General features: G+C 43.6%; 26 protein-coding genes and 1 pseudogene. 23 read left to right on the forward strand and 4 right to left on the reverse strand.

What is annotated here, in order from left to right:
* Positions 1–91 precede the first annotated feature (91 nt).
* The gene (locus MM817_RS13435; protein WP_241716053.1) at positions 92–1,024 is read right to left on the reverse strand and encodes a hypothetical protein; all 933 of its coding nucleotides are present in this window, start codon (positions 1,022–1,024) and stop codon (positions 92–94) included.
* Positions 1,025–1,252: 228 nt separating this feature from the next.
* On the opposite strand from MM817_RS13435, the gene MM817_RS13440 reads away from it, so the two are divergent.
* Positions 1,253–1,591, forward strand: a complete 339-nt coding sequence (locus MM817_RS13440; protein WP_272879992.1) for an Rpn family recombination-promoting nuclease/putative transposase — start codon at positions 1,253–1,255, stop codon at positions 1,589–1,591.
* 151 nt (positions 1,592–1,742) lie between these two features.
* Here MM817_RS13440 and MM817_RS13445 read toward each other — a convergent pair whose 3' ends face one another.
* Positions 1,743–2,492 (reverse strand): SDR family NAD(P)-dependent oxidoreductase, encoded by a 750-nt coding sequence (locus MM817_RS13445; protein WP_241716055.1) that lies wholly within the window; start codon positions 2,490–2,492, stop codon positions 1,743–1,745.
* Between the two features lie 505 nt (positions 2,493–2,997).
* Here MM817_RS13445 and MM817_RS13450 point away from each other — a divergent pair.
* The gene (locus MM817_RS13450) at positions 2,998–3,165 is read left to right on the forward strand and encodes a hypothetical protein (protein ID WP_241716057.1); all 168 of its coding nucleotides are present in this window, start codon (positions 2,998–3,000) and stop codon (positions 3,163–3,165) included.
* A 252-nt stretch (positions 3,166–3,417) separates the two neighbouring features.
* The gene (locus tag MM817_RS13455) at positions 3,418–3,750 is read left to right on the forward strand and encodes a hypothetical protein (RefSeq protein ID WP_241716059.1); all 333 of its coding nucleotides are present in this window, start codon (positions 3,418–3,420) and stop codon (positions 3,748–3,750) included.
* Between the two features lie 738 nt (positions 3,751–4,488).
* Here the strand turns inward: MM817_RS13455 and MM817_RS13460 are convergent.
* A complete protein-coding gene (locus MM817_RS13460; RefSeq protein WP_241716061.1) occupies positions 4,489–4,671 on the reverse strand; it encodes an AbrB/MazE/SpoVT family DNA-binding domain-containing protein in 183 nt (60 codons plus the stop codon).
* Between the two features lie 459 nt (positions 4,672–5,130).
* Between MM817_RS13460 and MM817_RS13465 the strand changes: the two genes are divergently transcribed.
* From MM817_RS13465 to MM817_RS13490, 6 genes are all read left to right on the forward strand, one after another.
* Positions 5,131–5,295 carry a hypothetical protein gene (locus MM817_RS13465; RefSeq protein ID WP_241716062.1) on the forward strand — a complete coding sequence of 55 codons (165 nt, stop codon included), beginning with the start codon at positions 5,131–5,133 and terminating at the stop codon, positions 5,293–5,295.
* A 273-nt stretch (positions 5,296–5,568) separates the two neighbouring features.
* The gene (locus tag MM817_RS13470) at positions 5,569–5,817 is read left to right on the forward strand and encodes an RpnC/YadD family protein (RefSeq protein WP_241716064.1); all 249 of its coding nucleotides are present in this window, start codon (positions 5,569–5,571) and stop codon (positions 5,815–5,817) included.
* A gap of 193 nt (positions 5,818–6,010) precedes the next feature.
* On the forward strand, positions 6,011–6,868 hold the full coding sequence (locus MM817_RS13475; protein WP_241716067.1) for a GNAT family N-acetyltransferase: 858 nt from the start codon (positions 6,011–6,013) through the stop codon (positions 6,866–6,868).
* Positions 6,869–7,031: 163 nt separating this feature from the next.
* On the forward strand, positions 7,032–7,478 hold the full coding sequence (locus MM817_RS13480; protein ID WP_241716069.1) for a GNAT family N-acetyltransferase: 447 nt from the start codon (positions 7,032–7,034) through the stop codon (positions 7,476–7,478).
* A 157-nt stretch (positions 7,479–7,635) separates the two neighbouring features.
* On the forward strand, positions 7,636–8,418 hold the full coding sequence (locus tag MM817_RS13485) for an alpha/beta hydrolase (RefSeq protein WP_241716071.1): 783 nt from the start codon (positions 7,636–7,638) through the stop codon (positions 8,416–8,418).
* 219 nt (positions 8,419–8,637) lie between these two features.
* Positions 8,638–9,231, forward strand: a complete 594-nt coding sequence (locus MM817_RS13490) for a kinase (RefSeq protein WP_241716073.1) — start codon at positions 8,638–8,640, stop codon at positions 9,229–9,231.
* Between the two features lie 194 nt (positions 9,232–9,425).
* On the opposite strand, the gene MM817_RS13495 is transcribed toward MM817_RS13490, so the two are convergent.
* Complete coding sequence (locus MM817_RS13495; protein WP_241716075.1) at positions 9,426–10,238, reverse strand: methyltransferase domain-containing protein; 813 nt, start codon at positions 10,236–10,238, stop codon at positions 9,426–9,428.
* Positions 10,239–10,835: 597 nt separating this feature from the next.
* Here MM817_RS13495 and MM817_RS13500 point away from each other — a divergent pair.
* From MM817_RS13500 to MM817_RS13555, 14 genes and pseudogenes are all read left to right on the forward strand, one after another.
* On the forward strand, positions 10,836–11,066 hold the full coding sequence (locus MM817_RS13500) for an AbrB/MazE/SpoVT family DNA-binding domain-containing protein (protein ID WP_241716077.1): 231 nt from the start codon (positions 10,836–10,838) through the stop codon (positions 11,064–11,066).
* On the forward strand, positions 11,063–11,392 hold the full coding sequence (gene mazF / locus MM817_RS13505) for an endoribonuclease MazF (protein WP_241716079.1): 330 nt from the start codon (positions 11,063–11,065) through the stop codon (positions 11,390–11,392). Before MM817_RS13500 ends, mazF begins: the two co-directional genes overlap by 4 nt.
* A 291-nt stretch (positions 11,393–11,683) precedes the next feature.
* A complete protein-coding gene (locus tag MM817_RS17460; RefSeq protein ID WP_419723400.1) occupies positions 11,684–11,926 on the forward strand; it encodes a type II toxin-antitoxin system HicA family toxin in 243 nt (80 codons plus the stop codon).
* Positions 11,926–12,336, forward strand: a complete 411-nt coding sequence (locus MM817_RS13510; protein ID WP_241716081.1) for a type II toxin-antitoxin system HicB family antitoxin — start codon at positions 11,926–11,928, stop codon at positions 12,334–12,336. The genes MM817_RS17460 and MM817_RS13510 overlap by 1 nt, the downstream gene beginning before the upstream one ends.
* A 236-nt stretch (positions 12,337–12,572) precedes the next feature.
* Positions 12,573–13,043, forward strand: coding sequence for a GNAT family N-acetyltransferase (locus MM817_RS13515; protein WP_241716083.1), 471 nt, complete (start codon positions 12,573–12,575; stop codon positions 13,041–13,043).
* Between the two features lie 304 nt (positions 13,044–13,347).
* Positions 13,348–13,731: a hypothetical protein gene (locus MM817_RS13520; RefSeq protein ID WP_241716086.1), complete on the forward strand. Its 384-nt coding sequence runs from the start codon at positions 13,348–13,350 to the stop codon at positions 13,729–13,731.
* Positions 13,732–13,967: 236 nt separating this feature from the next.
* A complete protein-coding gene (locus MM817_RS13525; RefSeq protein ID WP_241716088.1) occupies positions 13,968–14,432 on the forward strand; it encodes a phage tail protein in 465 nt (154 codons plus the stop codon).
* Positions 14,433–14,652: 220 nt separating this feature from the next.
* Entirely contained in the window at positions 14,653–14,886 is a 234-nt protein-coding gene (locus MM817_RS13530) for a hypothetical protein (RefSeq protein WP_241716090.1), read from the forward strand.
* Positions 14,883–15,284, forward strand: a complete 402-nt coding sequence (locus MM817_RS13535; RefSeq protein WP_241716092.1) for a type II toxin-antitoxin system VapC family toxin — start codon at positions 14,883–14,885, stop codon at positions 15,282–15,284. The genes MM817_RS13530 and MM817_RS13535 overlap by 4 nt, the downstream gene beginning before the upstream one ends.
* Positions 15,285–15,485: 201 nt before the next feature.
* Entirely contained in the window at positions 15,486–15,803 is a 318-nt protein-coding gene (locus MM817_RS13540; RefSeq protein ID WP_241716094.1) for a VOC family protein, read from the forward strand.
* A 343-nt stretch (positions 15,804–16,146) separates the two neighbouring features.
* The gene (locus MM817_RS13545; RefSeq protein ID WP_241716096.1) at positions 16,147–16,635 is read left to right on the forward strand and encodes a GNAT family N-acetyltransferase; all 489 of its coding nucleotides are present in this window, start codon (positions 16,147–16,149) and stop codon (positions 16,633–16,635) included.
* Positions 16,635–17,138, forward strand: a complete 504-nt coding sequence (locus MM817_RS17020) for an MFS transporter (protein WP_272879993.1) — start codon at positions 16,635–16,637, stop codon at positions 17,136–17,138. The genes MM817_RS13545 and MM817_RS17020 overlap by 1 nt, the downstream gene beginning before the upstream one ends.
* Positions 17,102–17,884 (forward strand): MFS transporter, encoded by a 783-nt coding sequence (locus MM817_RS17025; RefSeq protein WP_272879994.1) that lies wholly within the window; start codon positions 17,102–17,104, stop codon positions 17,882–17,884. Before MM817_RS17020 ends, MM817_RS17025 begins: the two co-directional genes overlap by 37 nt.
* A gap of 388 nt (positions 17,885–18,272) precedes the next feature.
* Positions 18,273–18,534 (forward strand): annotated as a pseudogene (locus tag MM817_RS13555) (single-stranded-DNA-specific exonuclease RecJ); the annotation flags it as partial.

Raw genomic sequence — 18,534 nt, forward strand, 5'->3', positions numbered from 1 at the left:
TGCATGATGCGTCGGATGCTGTAACAAAGGTAAACCTTGTGCCTGCGCAAGAGCCGACGAGAGTGCGGCGGTATAGGCTTTTAGAACCCCTTTAGCCATGGGGAGATTCAGGTGGATACACCCGCATCGATACCGCCATTTTTGCTGCTTGAAGCGCAGAATGATAATCAGAGCATGAATACACCACCTTGCCAAACACCCATTGTGCTGATGTATGGTCACCATCCGCTGCCATGACGACAATGAACACTCCGTTTGTAGGAGGCAAGTTGTGCGTATGAAGATACGTGACGATTTCCTTCGCTTTCTGAATGGGGGGGAGTGCCAAGCCCCTCATCTCCAATGTCCAATCCCCTTGATGCCATATGACCATACCAGGAAAGGACGAATAGGAGAGTCCCTGAATGCCGTGTCCAAGATCAACTGTAGTATTTTTACTATTTGTTGGCGGCGATAGATGTGGATTCATTTGCTGGATATTTAGATGAGCCAGTGCCGTTTTAGCCGATGGATATTGAGTGGCTCCAAATGATCCAATGATTCCTGCGTCACCTGTATTAGGTGGCATGGATAGCGATGGACTATTGATTGGTAATTGGCTGTGCGCCCACTGTAAATTGACCGAATAACTGTCGGCACTACTTTGAACAACAGCTCCCATAGATAATGGCACCCTAGATTTAGGTGAATAATCAGGAAGAGTGGGAGCCATTAGAGCAAACTTTGTCTTCGTTACATGCGCCATCGCTCTCGTTATAATTGAAGAAAACCGTTCATTAGACGATGCCCTCATTTCATCAACCGACACCGTTGAGTCTTTCGTGCCTGTTGAGCTCAGATGCGATGTAGGCGCCGGCCTTGTTGAATTCGATGCAGACGGTGTTATCGTGGAGGAAGAACTAGGTGACGTAGAAGGCGTCGTTGTCCGGTCACTCGGCTGCACGGTAGCGGAAGGGCTATCGCTTGCCGATGTCCCCGTGAGATGGTTACTGACCCCACATCCCGTCACTACTAGGCACGTCATAGCCAGAGCAGCCACACCGATTCCAAGTAATTGTTTTTGCAGACAAACCACCCTTTGTCTTAGAATATCGCGTCCTGATCATCTGATCAAAACAGTATAGTATGATTTCATCACGTTATGGAGTGCCTTATCCCTTTGGATGTACAATCACACTCCTCTCTTTCCTTTGACGACGCCATGCGCAAAATGGTTACATCAAAATACTGATCCATTAATCGAAACAAATCGTTGACAACTGTGCAATTTGGCAACACAGAGCAGTCTCCTGAATACCAAGAAGATAAGCTCTCTCGCATGGATGTGTTCGTAGAAACTGATCAAAAGGAGCGCATCAACATGGAAATGCAAGTGGCGCATGACTACGGTATGGCGAAACGCAAACGCACCTTGTATGACTGGGAGGAGTTGTATCGTCGGCAAATGGTAGTAGGAGCTTCCTATCAAGAGTTACATCGAGTGATCACGATTCACCTAATTGACTTTGTGCAATTCCCTTCGATGGACAGGTATCATACGAGCTATCATGTAGTTGAGGATCAAACGCATGAATTGTTATCGGATGCATGAGAAGTTCACTTTTTGGAGATGCATAGCTACGCATTTGATGTCGGAAACGTTGAGAGTAATAGATCGTAAAAACTGAGACATACCGCACCACGCCTTGAGATGCTCGCTACGTAACGAAAGGTGCTATCCTAAGTCGTATCACTGACAACACTTAATGTTGCTTTATTCTCAGTTGGACTTCATAATCTGTGACGATCTTTCCATCATACTGAATCATTTGGCCGTTTTGATTCTTGTCAGATAAGATAATGTCGGTACTCATCTTGCCAGCGGCTTCGGAAGATTTGACGAATCCGCCATGTGCACCAGCTTGCATGCCGTTCAAGTCGGTCGCGACAGCGCCAGGCATGATACCGAAAATCTGGCGGTGACTTCCTATTTTTTCAAACTCGTAGGCAAAAGTTAGTGTCATCACGTTAAGTGCTGCTTTGCTCGTGATGTAAGCGAGTGGGTGCCAAAAGTCGGTAGGCGAAATAGGAATGGTGATGTTGACGATTTTCGCAGCGTCTGTCAGAGATGGCAACAGATTTTTCGTGAGTTCGTGTGTGCCGAAAAAATTCGTCTCCATCGTCGTACGTAAATCCTCGGTTGTATAGTCAAATGTGTTCTTTGTCATGTCGAGCGCAGCGCGTTGAGGCTTCACACGATCAGGAATTCCAGCATTATTGACCAAAATATCGAGCGAATCAATCATGTTAGCCGCTGTGTGCAAGCTATCCAACTCGTTCAAATCGATCTTGATGAACGTCGCTGATATGCCTTCTGCTACAAGTTTTTCGGCCGATGCTTGCCCACGGGCTACATCACGCGCCCCGACGAGAATGTCATAACCACGCTTTCCAATATTGCGAGCGATTTCAAAACCAATTCCTTTATTTGCGCCAGTGATGAGTGCTTTCATCGTGATCCCCTTTTCGTATTTTACTTGATACAAATACAGTATAACGTAACAACTGAAGTATCATCGAGATGGATATTATGCGAGTGATTGGATACGGCATTCATACTACCTACAGGTGGTGCAGTTGAGGCCAATGCGCAAGGTTGTAAGTAGCACGAATGATTACCCGCATTTCCACTGTCTAACGATGGGTGTCGGGATGCAGCGGCAACTCAGGCGGCATGTAACTCCCAAAATGCTACGACCCATAACTCGGACGATAATCTGTGATTACCCCGGTAATCATTGGACGTTCTTCTTGCAGTCTGAATTAAGATTGATGTTAGGCTATAAAAGTGGACAGGACGAACTGAGAATGTAAAATAAAATTATTCGAGGTGATGATCGTGCGAAAACCCTTTGATCGAGATTTTAGGTTAAATGCGGTCCAAATGGTGACACAGCAAGGCAAGTCGGATCCCAAGGCACACTTGATTTAGGCATTTAGCCGAAGACGATACACGGATTGGTTCAACAGTATAAGGAGGATTTTGTCTCTTCATTTGTTGGAATTCGCCATTTAAAACCTGATGCACAAGCACTCCGTGAACTGGAGCAAGAAAACCGTGACTTGCGAGAGGAGGATGCAATTTTAAAAAAGGCCATGTGCATCAACGCATTCAACCGGAGATAAAGTGCCACTTTATCAAAGAAAATCGCTCCAAGTTTCTTATGGAGAAGATGCGCAACGTTTTAAGCGTGTCACAAAGCGGTTACTATCAGTATTTGAAACGATTTATAGCGAATTTTACATCATTTTTTGGATGTTTACCCGATAGGGAGCAAGGGACTTGGGGTCAAACGAAAAAGATGTAAAACTGAAAACCTTAAAACATCGATAACAATGAAATTTCGAGATGATATGCAAACAAAAGGATGAAAAATTATGATTAAAACAAAAAATAAAGTTATCGGTTCAGGTTTATTATTCATTCTACTTTTAGCACTATTTTTTACATTTTGGACGATTCAATATCATAATGTGGCAATTCATGCACAGATCCATGTTGGTAAAGAAAACCACTTACCGTCAACAGCTATTTCAATTGTAGGAGTGCGGCTACTTGGTTCAGAAAGATATTTAAATTTTTTTGGAATCAAAGATTGGAGTATTAATTATCATATTTCAGGTAGATATTATCCACCAAATGAAGCTAATTTTGTTACAGTAACACAGTGGCCTAATGGAGAATACACGTATGTTCAGCCAAACATATAGTTGCCAATGTGGTATTAGGGGTCTGCTCACGAAACGAAGGAAATCGTCCGTTAAGACCTTAACTTGTCAAATTTAGGTCAAAGGATGCTGAAACACAACGTCAAAAAATCTAAAAACGAACTCTATTTCAATATCCTTACGTGAACAAAAGGACTGGCTGGAGAGCTCAAGGGCTACGGAGGCAGGCGCGAGAGGGAACACCCTGAAATTTGTCAAACTCCTATTAGTCTCGGAATTTGATAGACTGTCAAGAAAGCTATAGATAGAGAAACCCCCCCGAACGCATTGGATGATCATATCATTCATTGCGTTTCAGTCCTTTTTGAGAGACTTGTAGAGAAGGGAAAAACATGATAAAGCTATGGATTTTTTAACGTACGATCATGAAGCCCGCAGTTGCGGAGATAGAAAACACCATTGCTTTCATATTGCGAAGTGATCCTAAGGTCTAGGTTAGCGCTGACCTCAAAAACTCCCCGTGTCCCCTGAACACTCTTGGTTCTAAGTGACGGATGCCTTGGATCGGTCACCAGCAGCTTCACTGCTTCGCGAATCACAAACTGGGCTTCTCGATCAATATTTTATAAATTTTTAAAAAATATATCTGTGTAGCTTAGCTGAAACTCACTGTTCATTGTGCTTCATCAGGCGATCCAAAACTGACAATGCCTCATCTGCCCTCAATGGTTTTGTGATCCCGTCCCGTGCTATCTGCTCGTCAACTTCTCTCTCCTCAGACTACCATTCCTCGCTCCAGTACCAGGCCTGATCTTTGGGAATGGCCACCGTCGGAATCAGTACGATCTTTCCATCCTCAAGGTGAACTTCAAGAAGATCATCTTCCTGAAGTCCAAGCTCATCAGCCATAGCTTTTGGTATCGTCACCTGGCTGTTCTTCTTAAAGCGTATAGTCTCTCTCATGCTCATCACTTCTTGTAGTTGTCGGAAAATTAGAATTTAATACTGTAAGTATATCTTCTTCAAACATGCATGTCCATCACTTGAAACCATGATCCAATTTCGCGCAAGATTACTCCAAGGGAATCACTTTTGACGCGCACAAAGGTTTTGTGCGGTCTGAGGAGGTGCTGGATTACGTGGTAGAAGTATCGTAACCAGTCAGAGCCTTCTTCTCAAGGGGGCTTTTGCTGCTTATACTGAAAGAAGGGTGAAACCCTTGGAATAAGACATCATGCACAAGCCAAGACATACACAAGATCTGGTACTAAAGAATCTTTCACGCGTCCTCCCTTACGATGCGTTATCTGCCTTGAAAATCGAAGGCGTGCATGTGGTGCAAGCACTCTCAACCGAATGTGCCAAAATTGACATGAAACAAAGTTTTGCAGACGTGGTATTTGAAGTGGATGATGGGGCATCTTGCACCTTGAATTTCAATCCATTCAAAAACCAAATGTGCATCACTTTTTGCTCTGCGATAGCTTACTTCATGAGACCTATACTGTACCTATTCGTACTATTGTTTTGTACACTTCTGGAGTGAAGGATGCACCAGAACAGGTGGATGCGGGCACGATTCAGTAACAGGTAGAAAATGTATTTTTAAGCCACTTCGATGGTGATCATATGTTGGATGAGATCGAACAACACATTTGACATGACGATTGGACCGACCAAGATCGGATGCGATTAGCCTTTGCTCTGCATATGCGGTATGAGCGAATGACGAAAGAGGACGCGTTCGAACGTACTTTCGACTCATCCAAGCGATTCCTGATTCCTGATTCCTGATTCCTGATTCCTGATTCCTATGAACAGAGTTTGACAACCATTGTGATGCTTGGGATTAGTGGTCGAATGATGACGGAGGAACAAGAAAAACGATTGAAAGAGGCGTTGAAAATGACGAATATTTTAAGAGAGATCATCCAAGAGGCTGAAGATAAGGGAATTAAAGAAGGCCGTGAGAAAGGACTTGAACAAGGTCATGAAGAGGAAAAAAGGGATATCGCACGTATGTTGCTAAAACTCGGCGATTCAGTGGAGAAAATATCGAAAGTCACAGGTCTTTCCGTCGAAGTGGTTGAGCAGATGAAGAACGAATAGATAAAGCAAGATGAACACCTTGTACCCCTGGATAGGCGGTGTTTTTACATGAAAATGCTCATGGGAAAAGGTGTACCTTCCGACTGAATAATGTGGTACATTTAAAAATATTGATGATCGAAAGAGCATAAATTCCCATACTTTAACATGTGATAATATACTGAAATTTCTGCTATAGAAAGAAGTCAGAGCGATGTATCAAGATTTTGCAATCGACATGATAACTAAGGATGACGGTCCTGCTTTTCAGAATTTAGCTCAAAGTGTTGGATGGAACTTTACGACAGGACAGACGAACTTATTTATTTCTCCTGCTGGTAAGATGTTTGGTTATCGGTTTGAAGGGAACTTAGTTACAAGTGCGGGGATTTACATCTACGATTCTGCTCTGGCTTCCTTGGGTGTCGTTATTGTTCATTCGGATTTCCAAAGAATGGGTCTTGGTAAAAGCATCGTGAAACATTGCTTAATTGAAGCCGAACGGGTTGGGGCACCAGTTATGTTAGTTGCAACAGCACAAGGCTTTCCTCTATATGAGTCGCTTGGATTCCAAGCAATTGGGAATATACATCGTTTTGAAGTCAGTGAGTCGGTTGAGGATATCAGAGTTAACGAGTCTTTTCAGGTAGACCATGTTGACGAAGGAGACCTCGGTCAACTCATTGAATTAGATGAGACCGTTATTGGTGCGAATCGAGATCGATTGTATCCTGTTCTCTTTTCAAATATGGATTGTGGTTATGTGGTAAGGAATTCGCAAAATACCATTATAGGATTCGGTTTTGCAGTTCATCGCAACAATGTACTCGTGGTCGGTCCAATAGTGGCAGACTCACATAATATCGCACTAATGCTTATAAAAAACTTGGTGTCGGGTTGGTCAGGTTTAGTGCGTATTGACGTTCCAAGCCAACAAGAAGGATTTATGAAAGACCTTTTAACGTATGGTTTTAAAGAAAAAATGGTATCTCCAATCATGATTCTTAATGCACAAGACCTTGGCGGAAAACGTGACCAACTATACGGAATCGCTGATCCTGTATTTGGTTAAATGCAATATTTGCTATTGAACATAAGAGGACGCAAATTCAGGAGCCATTAGGCCCACCTGTTGTATGATTATACGGTTGCGTACGCTTTCGGGATCTTGCGCAATAGCGGTTTAACCGGTAAAACCAGAATAGCCAGTTGAAATGGCGCTTCATGAGGAGGATATGATGGAATACAAGGCTTTTACGAATTTGGAAGTGGAATCTGATTGGTATCAGAGTATGTGTTCATTGCATAGTACCATCTTCAAGTTAAAAAGTCCTGATTCCATAAAGGAAGAACTGTATGTCAGGCCCATTTTTCTTGTGCTTATTGCCTTAGACAACGAACACGTCGTCGGGTATAAAATCGGTTATCAAGACCGTAGAACTCGGTTTTACAGTTGGTTAGGTGGTGTAAATTCAGAATACCGAGGTCAAGGGATAGCATCAGAACTCATGAGAAGACAACATGTATGGTGTGAAAGTCAAGGATACGATGTGGTACGCACACAAACGAAAAACAAATGGCGAAGCATGCTCATTTTAAATTTGAGACATGGTTTTGATGTTGTTGGGACGTACACCGACGAAAAGGGAGAACCGAAAATCATTTTGGAGAAGAGACTTTAATACCTTCGTGCGCTTGCATAAAAATTCATGGGTGAAACCCTAAGCTTTATTAAGCTTTCGGAGCAGAAGAGTTTAAGAAGGAAATTCCGTCAATTTTACCAAATGCACTGGTATAATAGCTTTATTTGAGTCAATGAACGTACGGGGAGGTGTCTCAATGCTAGATGAGTTTTCAATTCTCATCACTCCATTCAACATAGAGAGAACTATCCGAGTTTATCTGCCACAAAATTATTACACAAGCAAAGAGAACTATCCAGTGCTATACATGCATGATGGAAAAAACGTTTTTCGTGACAAAGTAGCCATCGGTGGGGTCAGTTTAGGATTAGAATCTTATCTGGAGCAAATTGGCTTGAAACTTATTGTGGTAGGTATTGATGCAAATGTGTCTCGTGAAGAGAGAGTGAACGAATACTGTCCTTGGGTAAATGGTGCATTCAGTAAAGCGGTTCTAGGTGATGACAGCGCATTAGGAGGAAAGGGTGAAGTGTACGTTGACTTTATCGTACATGAATTGAAGCCTATTGTGGATCATAAATACCGCACTTCCCCAAATAAGACCTACATGGGTGGAGTCTCGTTAGGGGGACTCATTTCTACTTTTGCTGCCTGCCGTTATCCCCATATTTTCACAAGGGTTGCTGGCGTGTCTTCTGCTTTTTATCGGAACCAGGAAGAAATTGAGAACTTGCTTCGTCAATCTGATATGTCCTCAATCGAACAATTTTATCTGGATTGCGGAACAAAAGAAGCAGGCGAAGAAGACAGTATTAGTACTGCCTTTGTAAATTCAAACGAAGCCGTATATGAAATCTTGAGAAACAAAATTCCTCGCACAAAATTCCAAGTCGTTTCTGATGCAAAACATAATTACGAAGACTTTAGAAAAAGGGTTCCTGAAATTTTTTCATTCTTGTTTTCGGACATACTTGGTTAATGCTCACTGAATTGGTGATTTTCTATCTTTAACTGCGGGTGAATACAATAGCAGCAGTAGGCTCCCTTCCTCAGGTAACGGGGGAAAGAAAGATGGCGGCTGCATCGGGAATTGCGTAAACATTCAGTGTAGACAAGTCATCGTTATGGGGCTATCGGGGCGTAGTCTGCAATAACGGTTCTTTCAAATTAATTGAGTTTCCGCATATGGGGTGGAGCTGTGACAGGGAATTATGACAAGTTAGTTAGCGTCATTCTGGAGCGGTATTGCGGTGAACGGCTCATCATCGGTGTCGATGGGTTGAGTCGAGCTGGCAAAACCACTGTTGTGAGTTTATTGCAGCAAGGTATAATCGAGACGGGGCAAGATGTTTGCGTCTTCCATATTGACGATCATATTGTGGAACGCAAGAAGCGATATGACACGGGATTTTCCCAGTGGCAGGAGTATTACAATTTTCAATGGGATGTCGGGTATTTGAGGCAGAATTTGTTTGGCAAATTACGAGACGCATTAGAAATAGATCTCCCGTTTTACGACTCTGAACGTGACGAAATAACCATGAGAATGGTTGTAATACCAAGCGATTGCATCGTGATCATGGAAGGTGTATTTCTTCAACGTGAAGAGTGGCGGCAGTTCTTTGATTTCGTTGTGTATCTGGATTGTAAAAGAGAAACACGTTTCCAACGTGAATCGGCACGCACCAGGGAACAAATTGAGAAGTTTAAAACAAGGTATTGGAAAGCGGAGGACCACTATTTAGAGACAGTAAGTCCGTTGTCCACTGCGGACATGATTATTAGTTCTTGATACATTTGAGCGAGACCCGAATAAGGCATGATCGAACCTTAATTGCATGAATATTCATTTAATAAGTACCGCTACTTATTGAACATCTTGGCCGGATTATCCTAAAGCGAGCTAAACTATTTTGTAAATAGTGAGTGGGCAGATGGTTAGAAAATTTAACACTGGAGGGTGCTCAATGAGCACCCTCCAGTGGACTATCGTGACAGAGGTTTAACGGCTTTTAGTGAGAAAAGCAAAGGGATTTGATGGTTTTGTTTGAGCCACCAATACTCTTCCTGCTTTTCCATGAGCCCTGGATACTTGTTATACATACAGTACGGAAACTCATGAAACTGATCTACATTCAAGCCAGATGAGAGTATGGACGCAAAAATGTCAGCTAACGTGTGATCCCATTGATAACTCCCTGCATTTTTTACTTCTTGAATATCTCCAGTATAGGAACGTTTGCTTTCCCAATAAAGCGGGTTGCCATCTGAAAAATAGCTGTATCTTTGTTTAAGTTCGCCATCCTCAGCAACATCAAATACATTGGTTAAGGGATGTTCTTCGACGATGTAGAATGTTCCACCAGGCTTCAAGTATCGGTATATAATTTTTGCCCACTCGTTAAGGTTTTCAAGCCAACAAAGGACCCCATACGAAGTGAACACAATGTCAAACTCATCGTCCAGAACCGTTGGCAACGAAAAAATATCAGAACAGACAAATTGAGCATCCATTCCAGCTTGGGTGTTAAGTTCCTTTGCAAGCTCTATGGCTTTATCTGAAAGATCAACGCCAGTTACCTTCGCCCCCCGCCGAGCCCACGATAAAGAATCAAGACCGAAATGACATTGTAGATGCAGCAATCGCTTGCCCTGGACATTTGGCAGTTCCTGCCGTTCTATAGATTTCAGCGTCGATCGACCCATTAGAAAGTCTTTCACACCATAGAAATCCGATTGGCTGTGAATACTGACCAGTTCGTTCCAACGGGCTCTATTTGTGTCAATATATTGTTTCATCAAGATTATCCCCTTTAATTGCAAGTGTTTCTGTGTTAATTAAAGAGCCGTTAAAGGTAACAACCCTTAACGGCTCTATGGTAGAACGCTTGCACGGAGAATTTACTCACCGTCAGGAGCAAGCACGCTAACGAGATGACCGAAAAAGGGCATACGTATCCCATTCTGAATTACTGCGGGTCCAAATAACAGCACAGGGAACCGATGTGGCATCCTCATTAGCATACATCACTCCTCTCCTTTAGTTGCCTTTTAGTGTATAGAAATCAGAGTAAAGAGTCAACGGATTGTGTATGTTGCCAAACAGTCGCGGAACTCAGAGTGGAAAACAATGATAATTCCTAGAGGGATTCATAAAGAATACCTTGTTCAAATGAATAACATATGTAGTCAAAAATACATATTGAATCACTTCCGATATTAGGCTAACGGGCGCATTAGTTCAAAGATGCAGGTGATCAATCTAGGGCTGCACTCCTACAATCCTTAGCTCCAACCACGGTTAGGGCGAGATCCACCGCTTCCGCAGTGGTCAAACAGTTTACGCAAGGATATATTATGTATATCCTTGCGTAAACGTGAAAAGGGGAGATTTCTATGCAGGCGCGTGTATCGAAGTGGGGAAACAGCTTGGGAATTAGAATTCCGGTAATGGCTGCTGAGGAAATGAGCCTCTCTGACGGAGAAGTTGTGGAATTGATCTTTCGAGATGGGGAGATCATCATCAAAAAGCAAGAATCCACGTTGGAGGATCTGGTCACACAGATCACGAGAGACAATCGGCATGATGAGACGGATTTTGGAACGGTGGGGCGGGAATTACTATGACCTATACTCCGGATCGTGGGGATTTCATCTGGCTTCAGTTCTATTCCCAGGCAGGACACGAACAAGCCGGTCGTCGCCCAGCCCTCGTACTATCTCCTAAAACTTACAACGAGGCGGCCGGACTGGCACTTGTGTGTCCAATCACAAGTCGAGTAAAGGGATATCCGTTTGAAGTTAATTTGCCAGAAGAAGGTCTTGTCTCGGGTGTGGTATTGGCCGATCACGTTCGGAGCGTGGATTGGCTTGCGAGGGAAGCGTCGTATATTGGTTCGGCTCCAGAAACTGTACTGTCGAGCGTGAGACAGAAGCTTATTCTGCTTATCTAATTGTGGGATAAAAATCATGCCGTATGACCTGTCACGATGAACCGTTCTATAAGTGAGAATCTGTAAAACCAGAGTGCGTTATGCTTAAATTACCATCAAATCTACTTGCGCATACGGGCGCGCAAATTCAGGAGTCATTAGCGCCCACCTGTTGTATGATTAAACGGTGGCATACACTTTCGGAATCTTGCGCAATCGGGCCGGAATGCGACAGAAAGAACATAGGATGGTAATTCCGAGTTTAACATGATATTATATCGTATATGATATCGCTCGGCGCGAGGTGAAAGCGTGAGCCCGTGGGGAAAATTATTGGAGAGCATACGCAATCATCCGAGATCCGTACGGTTCGAAGATCTCGACAAAGTGCTACGTAACACGGGCTTTGAGAGAAGACAGTCTGGCAAGGGTACAAGTCATTATCGATATGTCCTTGGTACAGATCAGATTGTTGTTCCTCGTCATGGCAACCACGTTAAAGAGGTTTACGTGAAACAAGTTATTGAAATCCTCAGCCAAAAGGGGTGGATTTAATGAACAAGGATCTGGATTACTACATGGCACTGCCCTACGCTATAACCGTGATTCCTGATCCACATTCTGGGGGCTACGTTGCAAAGATCACGGAATTACCTGGATGCATTACACAAGCTGAGTCGTTAGCTGAACTGATGAACAGGATTCAAGACGCTAAACGCTGTTGGATCGATGGCGCTCTGCAGGATGGCATTGAAATTCCTGAACCTGTTAATCTAAATGATGTTGAACCGAGCAAGTTCCTTTTGCGGTTACCAAAATCTCTTCAGCGCGAATTGGCCGCAAGAGCCAAATTGGAGGGCGTAAGTCTAAATCAGTACATGCTTTATCAACTTGCGCGCTCAGTGGGTACAACAGAAATGCAAGGTCCTGCCCACGACGAGATGGCTGCAACCGTCACTGGCTAATATTGTCGAAATGTTTCGCAAAGCTCTGCTTTCGTTGATAAGATTCTAAGGGACAGTTGAAGTAGACTGTCCCATTGGTTACTGGAGGAGACGATAATTCAAAACAACAAGTCACCTTTTGCATGAATATACACGCTTGTCAACGACACAGGTATGTCGCATAAGGGCAGATTAGCGCAATATCGACACAATGCTATTTTTGGTATTTTCAGTAATTACTGGTTGGAGGAACATAAATGATAAGTCTGGTTCAAATGACCGAAAAACAATATGAAAAGTTCTTCGAAGAGGCAATCAGAGAGTATGTCGAAGAAAATGTAAATGAAGGTAGATGGTTACAATCCGAATCGATTGAACGAGCGGCTAAAGAAACTAATGAACTATTGCCTAATGGAATTTACACTAATGGGCATTTTCTGTGCTCATTGCATCACGAAGAAGCAGGTGTCATAGGTGCGATTTGGTATGCAGTCAAAGAAACGAATGGCGAGAAATCAGCGTTTATTTACATCATTCAGATATATAGTGAATTTCAAGGCAAGGGATATGGGACACATGCACTTATGGCTCTTGAAACTGATCTTGCCTCGATGAATGTCAGTTCAATCGGTTTACATGTTTTCGGGCACAACAAACGTGCTTATCAGTTATATGCAAAAATGGGGTACATTCCAACCAGCATCAAGATGGTAAAGCGTCTAGATTAGTCCAAAGATGCGAATGAGCGCTACTGTGATTGTAAGTCATCCGACTGCCTAAACAGGGGTCTATCTCCAAGAAGAATTTTATTGGTCAGTACATAAATATACACTAAGGTATTTTCTGGGTTATGTCAGTAGCGGGCAGCTTACTGACATCAGTGCCATTGCATAAATGCTCAATATACCAACGGTGGGAGGACTAATTCTGAAGAAACTTCGTGGAATGCGGAGGTACTACAGGAAGCTGCTGACAAAAGTACCTACTTACAAATTGGAGTTAGAAAATGACCATTGGTATGATATGTGGCATATGCATGTAGATTGGCATGGCTTTGGAAACAGAAACGCACGGGCACTTGACCAACACTTAAAAGCACTCTTTCTGACGTTCGAGAACTTTCAAAAGCAACTCAAGGGTTGGAAACGTCCTCATCAAACCTGGGTGCAGGTCCATGAATATGATGCAGGACAGAATGCCGTATACCTTCACACATCAAATGAAAACACAGACAATTTCCCCGTGGATATTAAAGGTGGTTTATGGGATGCCGAGGTTCCACCACATCTTCAGCGATTCATGAGAGAGCCATATGGATTCGGATATTTCAAGTGGGAAGAAGGAATAGTTTACGTCATCTACTCCAAAGAAACAGGCGTTCCTTTGTGTCGAGACGAGGATTGGAGAAACCAATAATGCGTCTGTTGGATTTGTTGGGCGAAACGGACGCTTAAATCGAAGATACGATTACCGACGCAATTGCATAACTATCGAGTGCTCTATGACTAACGGATCTTCAGGTAATGGGCCGAAGAGCGTAGGAAGTAGGACTATAATGAACGTGAGAGATGGGATATGGTAACTAAAAATAGATGATTGCTATGCCGTTCCAACCAATACGAGTGAAGTCCAAGGTAAGAGGAGTTGTGTCAATGTCCTATATCGTTGATTTTAAAAATGTATCTACGGTTGGTTTAGAGTCTTCACCTATAGTAGAAGCGCTTGCTGGTTTACGTGCCAACGAGGCCCGTTATTTTATGAACAAATACAAGCATGAGTTTACGGTTATTCCAGCTAGTGAGAGCCAAGAAACACTTGATTATGTGAACCGAATTTTGAAAGAAGAACGGGATATACAGTTTGCGGCTAGACCTTTAGAAACGTCGCGTTTTCAAGTGGAAAATATCCAATGGACTTATGTTTTTTATGAGGATGGTCTTGAGGTCAACGTCTTGTATACGGTAGATGACTCTAAAAAACGGGCTGTTGGCTTAAAGCTTTCCGAGGGAATGGAGGTACCAAAAGAGTTGGAAGGAAAATTTAAGTTTGCTAGGCAGAAGTCTAAACTAGCTGGAACAATTCGTGGATCATTTTTTGTAATTAAAGGCGAATATTAAAACAAGTAAGAACGCGTTGGTGAAATCCAGCTATTTGGTAGTCACTCCAGCTGCCTGTCGATTTTTCTATATTTACGCAGTTAAGCATCTTGATGTTTGCTTATCTTTCGGAGCAGGATAGTTCCATAAGACGCATCCGCTTATCAATTGATTAGTGAAGTCTCCGTCGCTTAATTCAGTTATAATGTTAGTATACCCATTCATGAAGGAGGCGGACGGCATGTCCATTTCGAAAAAGCTTGATCACGAAACGGTGAATCAGTTGAGGACGATTTTCTCCAAACTTAATCTCGACAGTCGAAAAATCACAGTAAACTTGTACAATGAAACCGTTGAGTCAGAGGATGAGTACGCTGTTGATGACATTCTCGAGTCGGCTGGAATTCTTACTCCAGAAGAGGCTAAGCAACTAGAGGAGACTGTACGCCAGATGCGTGAGAGTGACTGGAATTGAACGCCATTCGCGGGTATTTACTCGACACGAATATCGCCATCGCCATTCTGGCTAACGAGCCAATTGTCATGGAATTTGTTCAGCAGGCTGTGAACGACAAGATGCCGTTATTTTTCTCGGTAATCACCGAGTGTGAGGTTCTTAGTGGCATGCCGTCAGAACCGAAGCTACATGGCTTGCGACTTTTTAATGAGCGCCGCTGCATAGATGTGACCTCCACAATAGCCAGAACTGCAGGGGATTTGAGGCGCGAACAGCGTGATAAAGGTAGAAAATTAAAAACTCCTGATGCTTTAATTATAGCAACTGCGATGGATGCACAATTAGGACTCGTGTCGCGGGATGCTGACATGCAGTTTATTAAGAATGAACGGGACGTCTTGGTTGTTCGGTTGTAAAAATACACATTTTTAGTGACCTCTTTGACTCCACTTCACTGATTCAATTCCTCCGATTTATTAAAGATTACATTGACAGATCGGTGCTGAAAAAATTACACCATGGTAGCACTATATGTATAAATATACAGTTGCTTGAGGCGCGTGTTCCGACGCTCTCGGGCATTATCCTGAAGAAGTATTTTCACGGGAGGGGACTAAATGGTTCGGTTATACCGAGTGATTTTGCCGGTTTCGGATATCGAGCAAGCCTCTAATTTCTATGCTTCGATTTTTGGTATACCTGGTGCGAGGGTTTCTTCAGGGAGGCACTATGTTGACTGTGGCGGCACGATTTTAGCATGCTTCGACCCGAAAGCTGATGGTGATTCCTTTACCCTGCCACCTAATCCAGACCACGTTTATTTTGCCGTAAGTAATCTTGAAGACGTGTATGACCGTATAAAGGAGACGGGGTGTGCCCCGTCGATGGAGGTATCAAAACTCAGCCTTGGGAAGACGGTGTTTTTATGCCAATGACCCGTTTGGAAATCCAATCTGCTTCGTCGACGAGCACACCATGTTTCTGGGTTGAAAATTAAACGCGAGGTTATTTCCTATTGGCTAGGCGGTACACACGCCGTCATGGACACGGATATCAACTGCATCATTATATAGTATCTGAACTCAAATAGATGGCTTATGATGACTGACTTAGTTGACGAGTTCCGTGAAGTGCCTTTAAGGTAAGTGGATAAGCTGTTGATACAACAAAAAAGTGTTTTGGGTTCTTGTGGTATATCACGGGGATTGAACATTCGGAAAGTGACCTAGATGATTACAGGTAACTCTTCCAGTCAACATGTTTGTAAAGGGGGCCATTATGCAAGTTCGGCATGCGGACATCGAGCACGTGAAGGGGATTTGTGGTGTATGTACTCGTGGGTATTGGGATACGTACACCGAACTCCGCCCTTCCGAATACATACAACGAATAGTTGATGAATTTTATAATGCCGAACGAGTTTCGAATGAAGTTCGCGGTGGGGAATGGTGGGTTGCCGTTGATGGAGACACAGTAGTTGGAGCTGGTAGCGGAGGAATCATCAGTGAATCAGTCGGTGAGTTATTCGTGCTATACGTTGAGCCATCACGCAAATATCAGGGGATTGGTACATTGCTGTTGAATGCAATTACAGACGAGTTGAGGCGGTTGGGTGTCCGAGATCAGTGGGTGTCGGTAGCCAAGGGGAATCTGAAAGGAATACCGTTTTATGAGTCAAGAGGATTCAAATTTGCGAAAGCAAGAAAGGCATATGCATCTAACAAAAATGAAGACTTTTTCTCACTCAGGTACTGGAGAGCGATCTGATGCGCGTCGAACACGAGGGCATTTCAATTTTTCTTCGACGCAAACACTTTCGAAACTTGTGGTTGGGCTCTGTCATTTCTGGTTTTGGTAGCGAACTTGGAGCCGCCGCAGTTTTGTGGATGGTACTGGATACTACTCATTCTCTTGACGCAGTCGGCTTGATTTCTCTCTGTAAGGGAGTTCCAGCGGCTATTGTAAATCCATTTGCGGGGGTTTTAGGCGATCGCTTTTCACGCCCCAGATTGATGGTTGTGGGAAATGTATTGCTTGCATTGATTTACGGCGGGATTGCTGGGATGAGTCATGTGGGCGCTCACTGGATTTGGATGAGTTTTGTGTTGTTGGCATGCAGTTCTGTTGTCTCGCCCCTGACCTCCACAGGACGCTCCCAGTTGATTGCCGAACTGCTACCGGTTGAAGAACGAACAGCCGCTAATTTCTTCGATGATGTCTATCTCCACATTACTTGGTCGTCGGACCAGCAATTGCAGGGCTGTCCGTAGCTTGGCTTGGCTACGGACCTGTTCTGATACTTGACGCGATGAGTTTTGTAATCTGCGCACTTTTTATGTCGCTCATCCCATCATCGCTACATACGCCCGGCACTCCGTTCGCGCAACTCGCGAAGAATTTGCTAGATGGAGTGAAAATGCTGAGAGATGGTCAGTTGCTTTTACAACTGGCGGGACTGACTTTCTTCTTCAATTTCTTCTTTGGCGTGTATTCCATCGTGTTGCCGTTCATGGCTCAGAATCACTTTGGGGGAGCAAAAGCGTACGGGTTCCTTTGGTCGGCATTTGCGGTCGGTTCTTTCCTTGGAGGAATTATGTTTTCGAGGAAGTCATGGAAATGGGCTATGGGACCATCCATGGCGACTGTGATCGTTCTATGGGGGATACTTACGGTCGTGTTGGCGTTTGCTCATCAGTATTGGATGGTACTAGCCATCATGTTGGTAAATGGTCTTGTGTATACGCCATACGAGCCACTTTATAAGACCATTATTCAACAGATCGTTCCCCTTCGTATGCAAGCGAAAGTATCCAGCACAATTCGACCCATCACGGGGCTTGGACAACCTACTGGTAGTTGGCTAAGTGGCTTACTGGCAACGCATATTGGAACGGTGGGTTTAACGTTGGCGTCCGGAGGCGCAACCGTAGTCGTCGGATGTGCAACCTACATGACACCACGGATCAGGAATTATAAAAACGGTACTTCGGATAGTTCAGCGTCTGATTCTGTGTGACCCTCTTCTGTCGCCTAAGGGGGCGAATGTGCAAGAAGACCCTCCTGTTCTTATGCGCTATTTATACATATTTATTGCATGAATAGCGCATAAGAACCTAACTGAGTCTGTATCTTGTGTGTGCATGCTATGCCGTAATAGGTGCAAGAAAAAAGACAAACTCCTCGTTCCTTTTTTGTAAAAGGATGCGTCTATGACCAAGCGTCTATAGAGAAACTTCTTGCGAAAATCTGCACGTCTATTCTGCAATTCACTTTGAACATAAAACCCCAGACTACCCATCCTTCATCTTCATAGATGACTTCTGTAAACTCTATCAGAATACAAAACAGATAGCGTTGTTTTCGTGTATTCTTGAGTAGACACAGACTTAGTGAGGGATCTTTTCATGAAACGTTGGATAGGTAGGCAAGCAGCTATCGAACTTGCTCAACACATCGCACAGACTTATCAACTCCACCCACTCGTTGCACGCATTGTAGCAGCGCGTGGCTATGACGTAGCATCGACACAAGAGTTTCTATCTCCATCACGTGCACAACTTCATGACCCCTTTCTCATGCACGACATGCACAAGGCAGTAGCGCGTATACAGGATGCGATTGTGCGCAAGGAAACCGTGATGATCTTTGGTGACTACGACGTCGATG

The sequence above is a fragment of the Sulfoacidibacillus ferrooxidans genome, assembly GCF_022606465.1.
Classification (GTDB): domain Bacteria; phylum Bacillota; class Bacilli; order Alicyclobacillales; family SLC66; genus Sulfoacidibacillus; species Sulfoacidibacillus ferrooxidans.

Bases quoted from the DNA above. Each gene is read 5' to 3' on its own strand.
- MM817_RS13435 (WP_241716053.1), bottom strand. From the start codon at position 1,024: ATGACGTGCCTAGTAGTGACGGGATGTGGGGTCAGTAACCATCTCACG.
- MM817_RS13445 (WP_241716055.1), bottom strand. From the start codon at position 2,492: ATGAAAGCACTCATCACTGGCGCAAATAAAGGAATTGGTTTTGAAATC.
- MM817_RS13455 (WP_241716059.1), top strand. From the start codon at position 3,418: ATGATTAAAACAAAAAATAAAGTTATCGGTTCAGGTTTATTATTCATT.
- MM817_RS13460 (WP_241716061.1), bottom strand. From the start codon at position 4,671: ATGAGAGAGACTATACGCTTTAAGAAGAACAGCCAGGTGACGATACCA.
- MM817_RS13470 (WP_241716064.1), top strand. From the start codon at position 5,569: ATGATGACGGAGGAACAAGAAAAACGATTGAAAGAGGCGTTGAAAATG.
- MM817_RS13475 (WP_241716067.1), top strand. From the start codon at position 6,011: ATGTATCAAGATTTTGCAATCGACATGATAACTAAGGATGACGGTCCT.
- MM817_RS13480 (WP_241716069.1), top strand. From the start codon at position 7,032: ATGATGGAATACAAGGCTTTTACGAATTTGGAAGTGGAATCTGATTGG.
- MM817_RS13485 (WP_241716071.1), top strand. From the start codon at position 7,636: ATGCTAGATGAGTTTTCAATTCTCATCACTCCATTCAACATAGAGAGA.
- MM817_RS13495 (WP_241716075.1), bottom strand. From the start codon at position 10,238: ATGAAACAATATATTGACACAAATAGAGCCCGTTGGAACGAACTGGTC.
- MM817_RS13500 (WP_241716077.1), top strand. From the start codon at position 10,836: ATGCAGGCGCGTGTATCGAAGTGGGGAAACAGCTTGGGAATTAGAATT.
- mazF (WP_241716079.1), top strand. From the start codon at position 11,063: ATGACCTATACTCCGGATCGTGGGGATTTCATCTGGCTTCAGTTCTAT.
- MM817_RS13510 (WP_241716081.1), top strand. From the start codon at position 11,926: ATGAACAAGGATCTGGATTACTACATGGCACTGCCCTACGCTATAACC.
- MM817_RS13515 (WP_241716083.1), top strand. From the start codon at position 12,573: ATGATAAGTCTGGTTCAAATGACCGAAAAACAATATGAAAAGTTCTTC.
- MM817_RS13520 (WP_241716086.1), top strand. From the start codon at position 13,348: ATGCATGTAGATTGGCATGGCTTTGGAAACAGAAACGCACGGGCACTT.
- MM817_RS13525 (WP_241716088.1), top strand. From the start codon at position 13,968: ATGTCCTATATCGTTGATTTTAAAAATGTATCTACGGTTGGTTTAGAG.
- MM817_RS13530 (WP_241716090.1), top strand. From the start codon at position 14,653: ATGTCCATTTCGAAAAAGCTTGATCACGAAACGGTGAATCAGTTGAGG.
- MM817_RS13540 (WP_241716094.1), top strand. From the start codon at position 15,486: ATGGTTCGGTTATACCGAGTGATTTTGCCGGTTTCGGATATCGAGCAA.
- MM817_RS13545 (WP_241716096.1), top strand. From the start codon at position 16,147: ATGCAAGTTCGGCATGCGGACATCGAGCACGTGAAGGGGATTTGTGGT.
- MM817_RS17020 (WP_272879993.1), top strand. From the start codon at position 16,635: ATGCGCGTCGAACACGAGGGCATTTCAATTTTTCTTCGACGCAAACAC.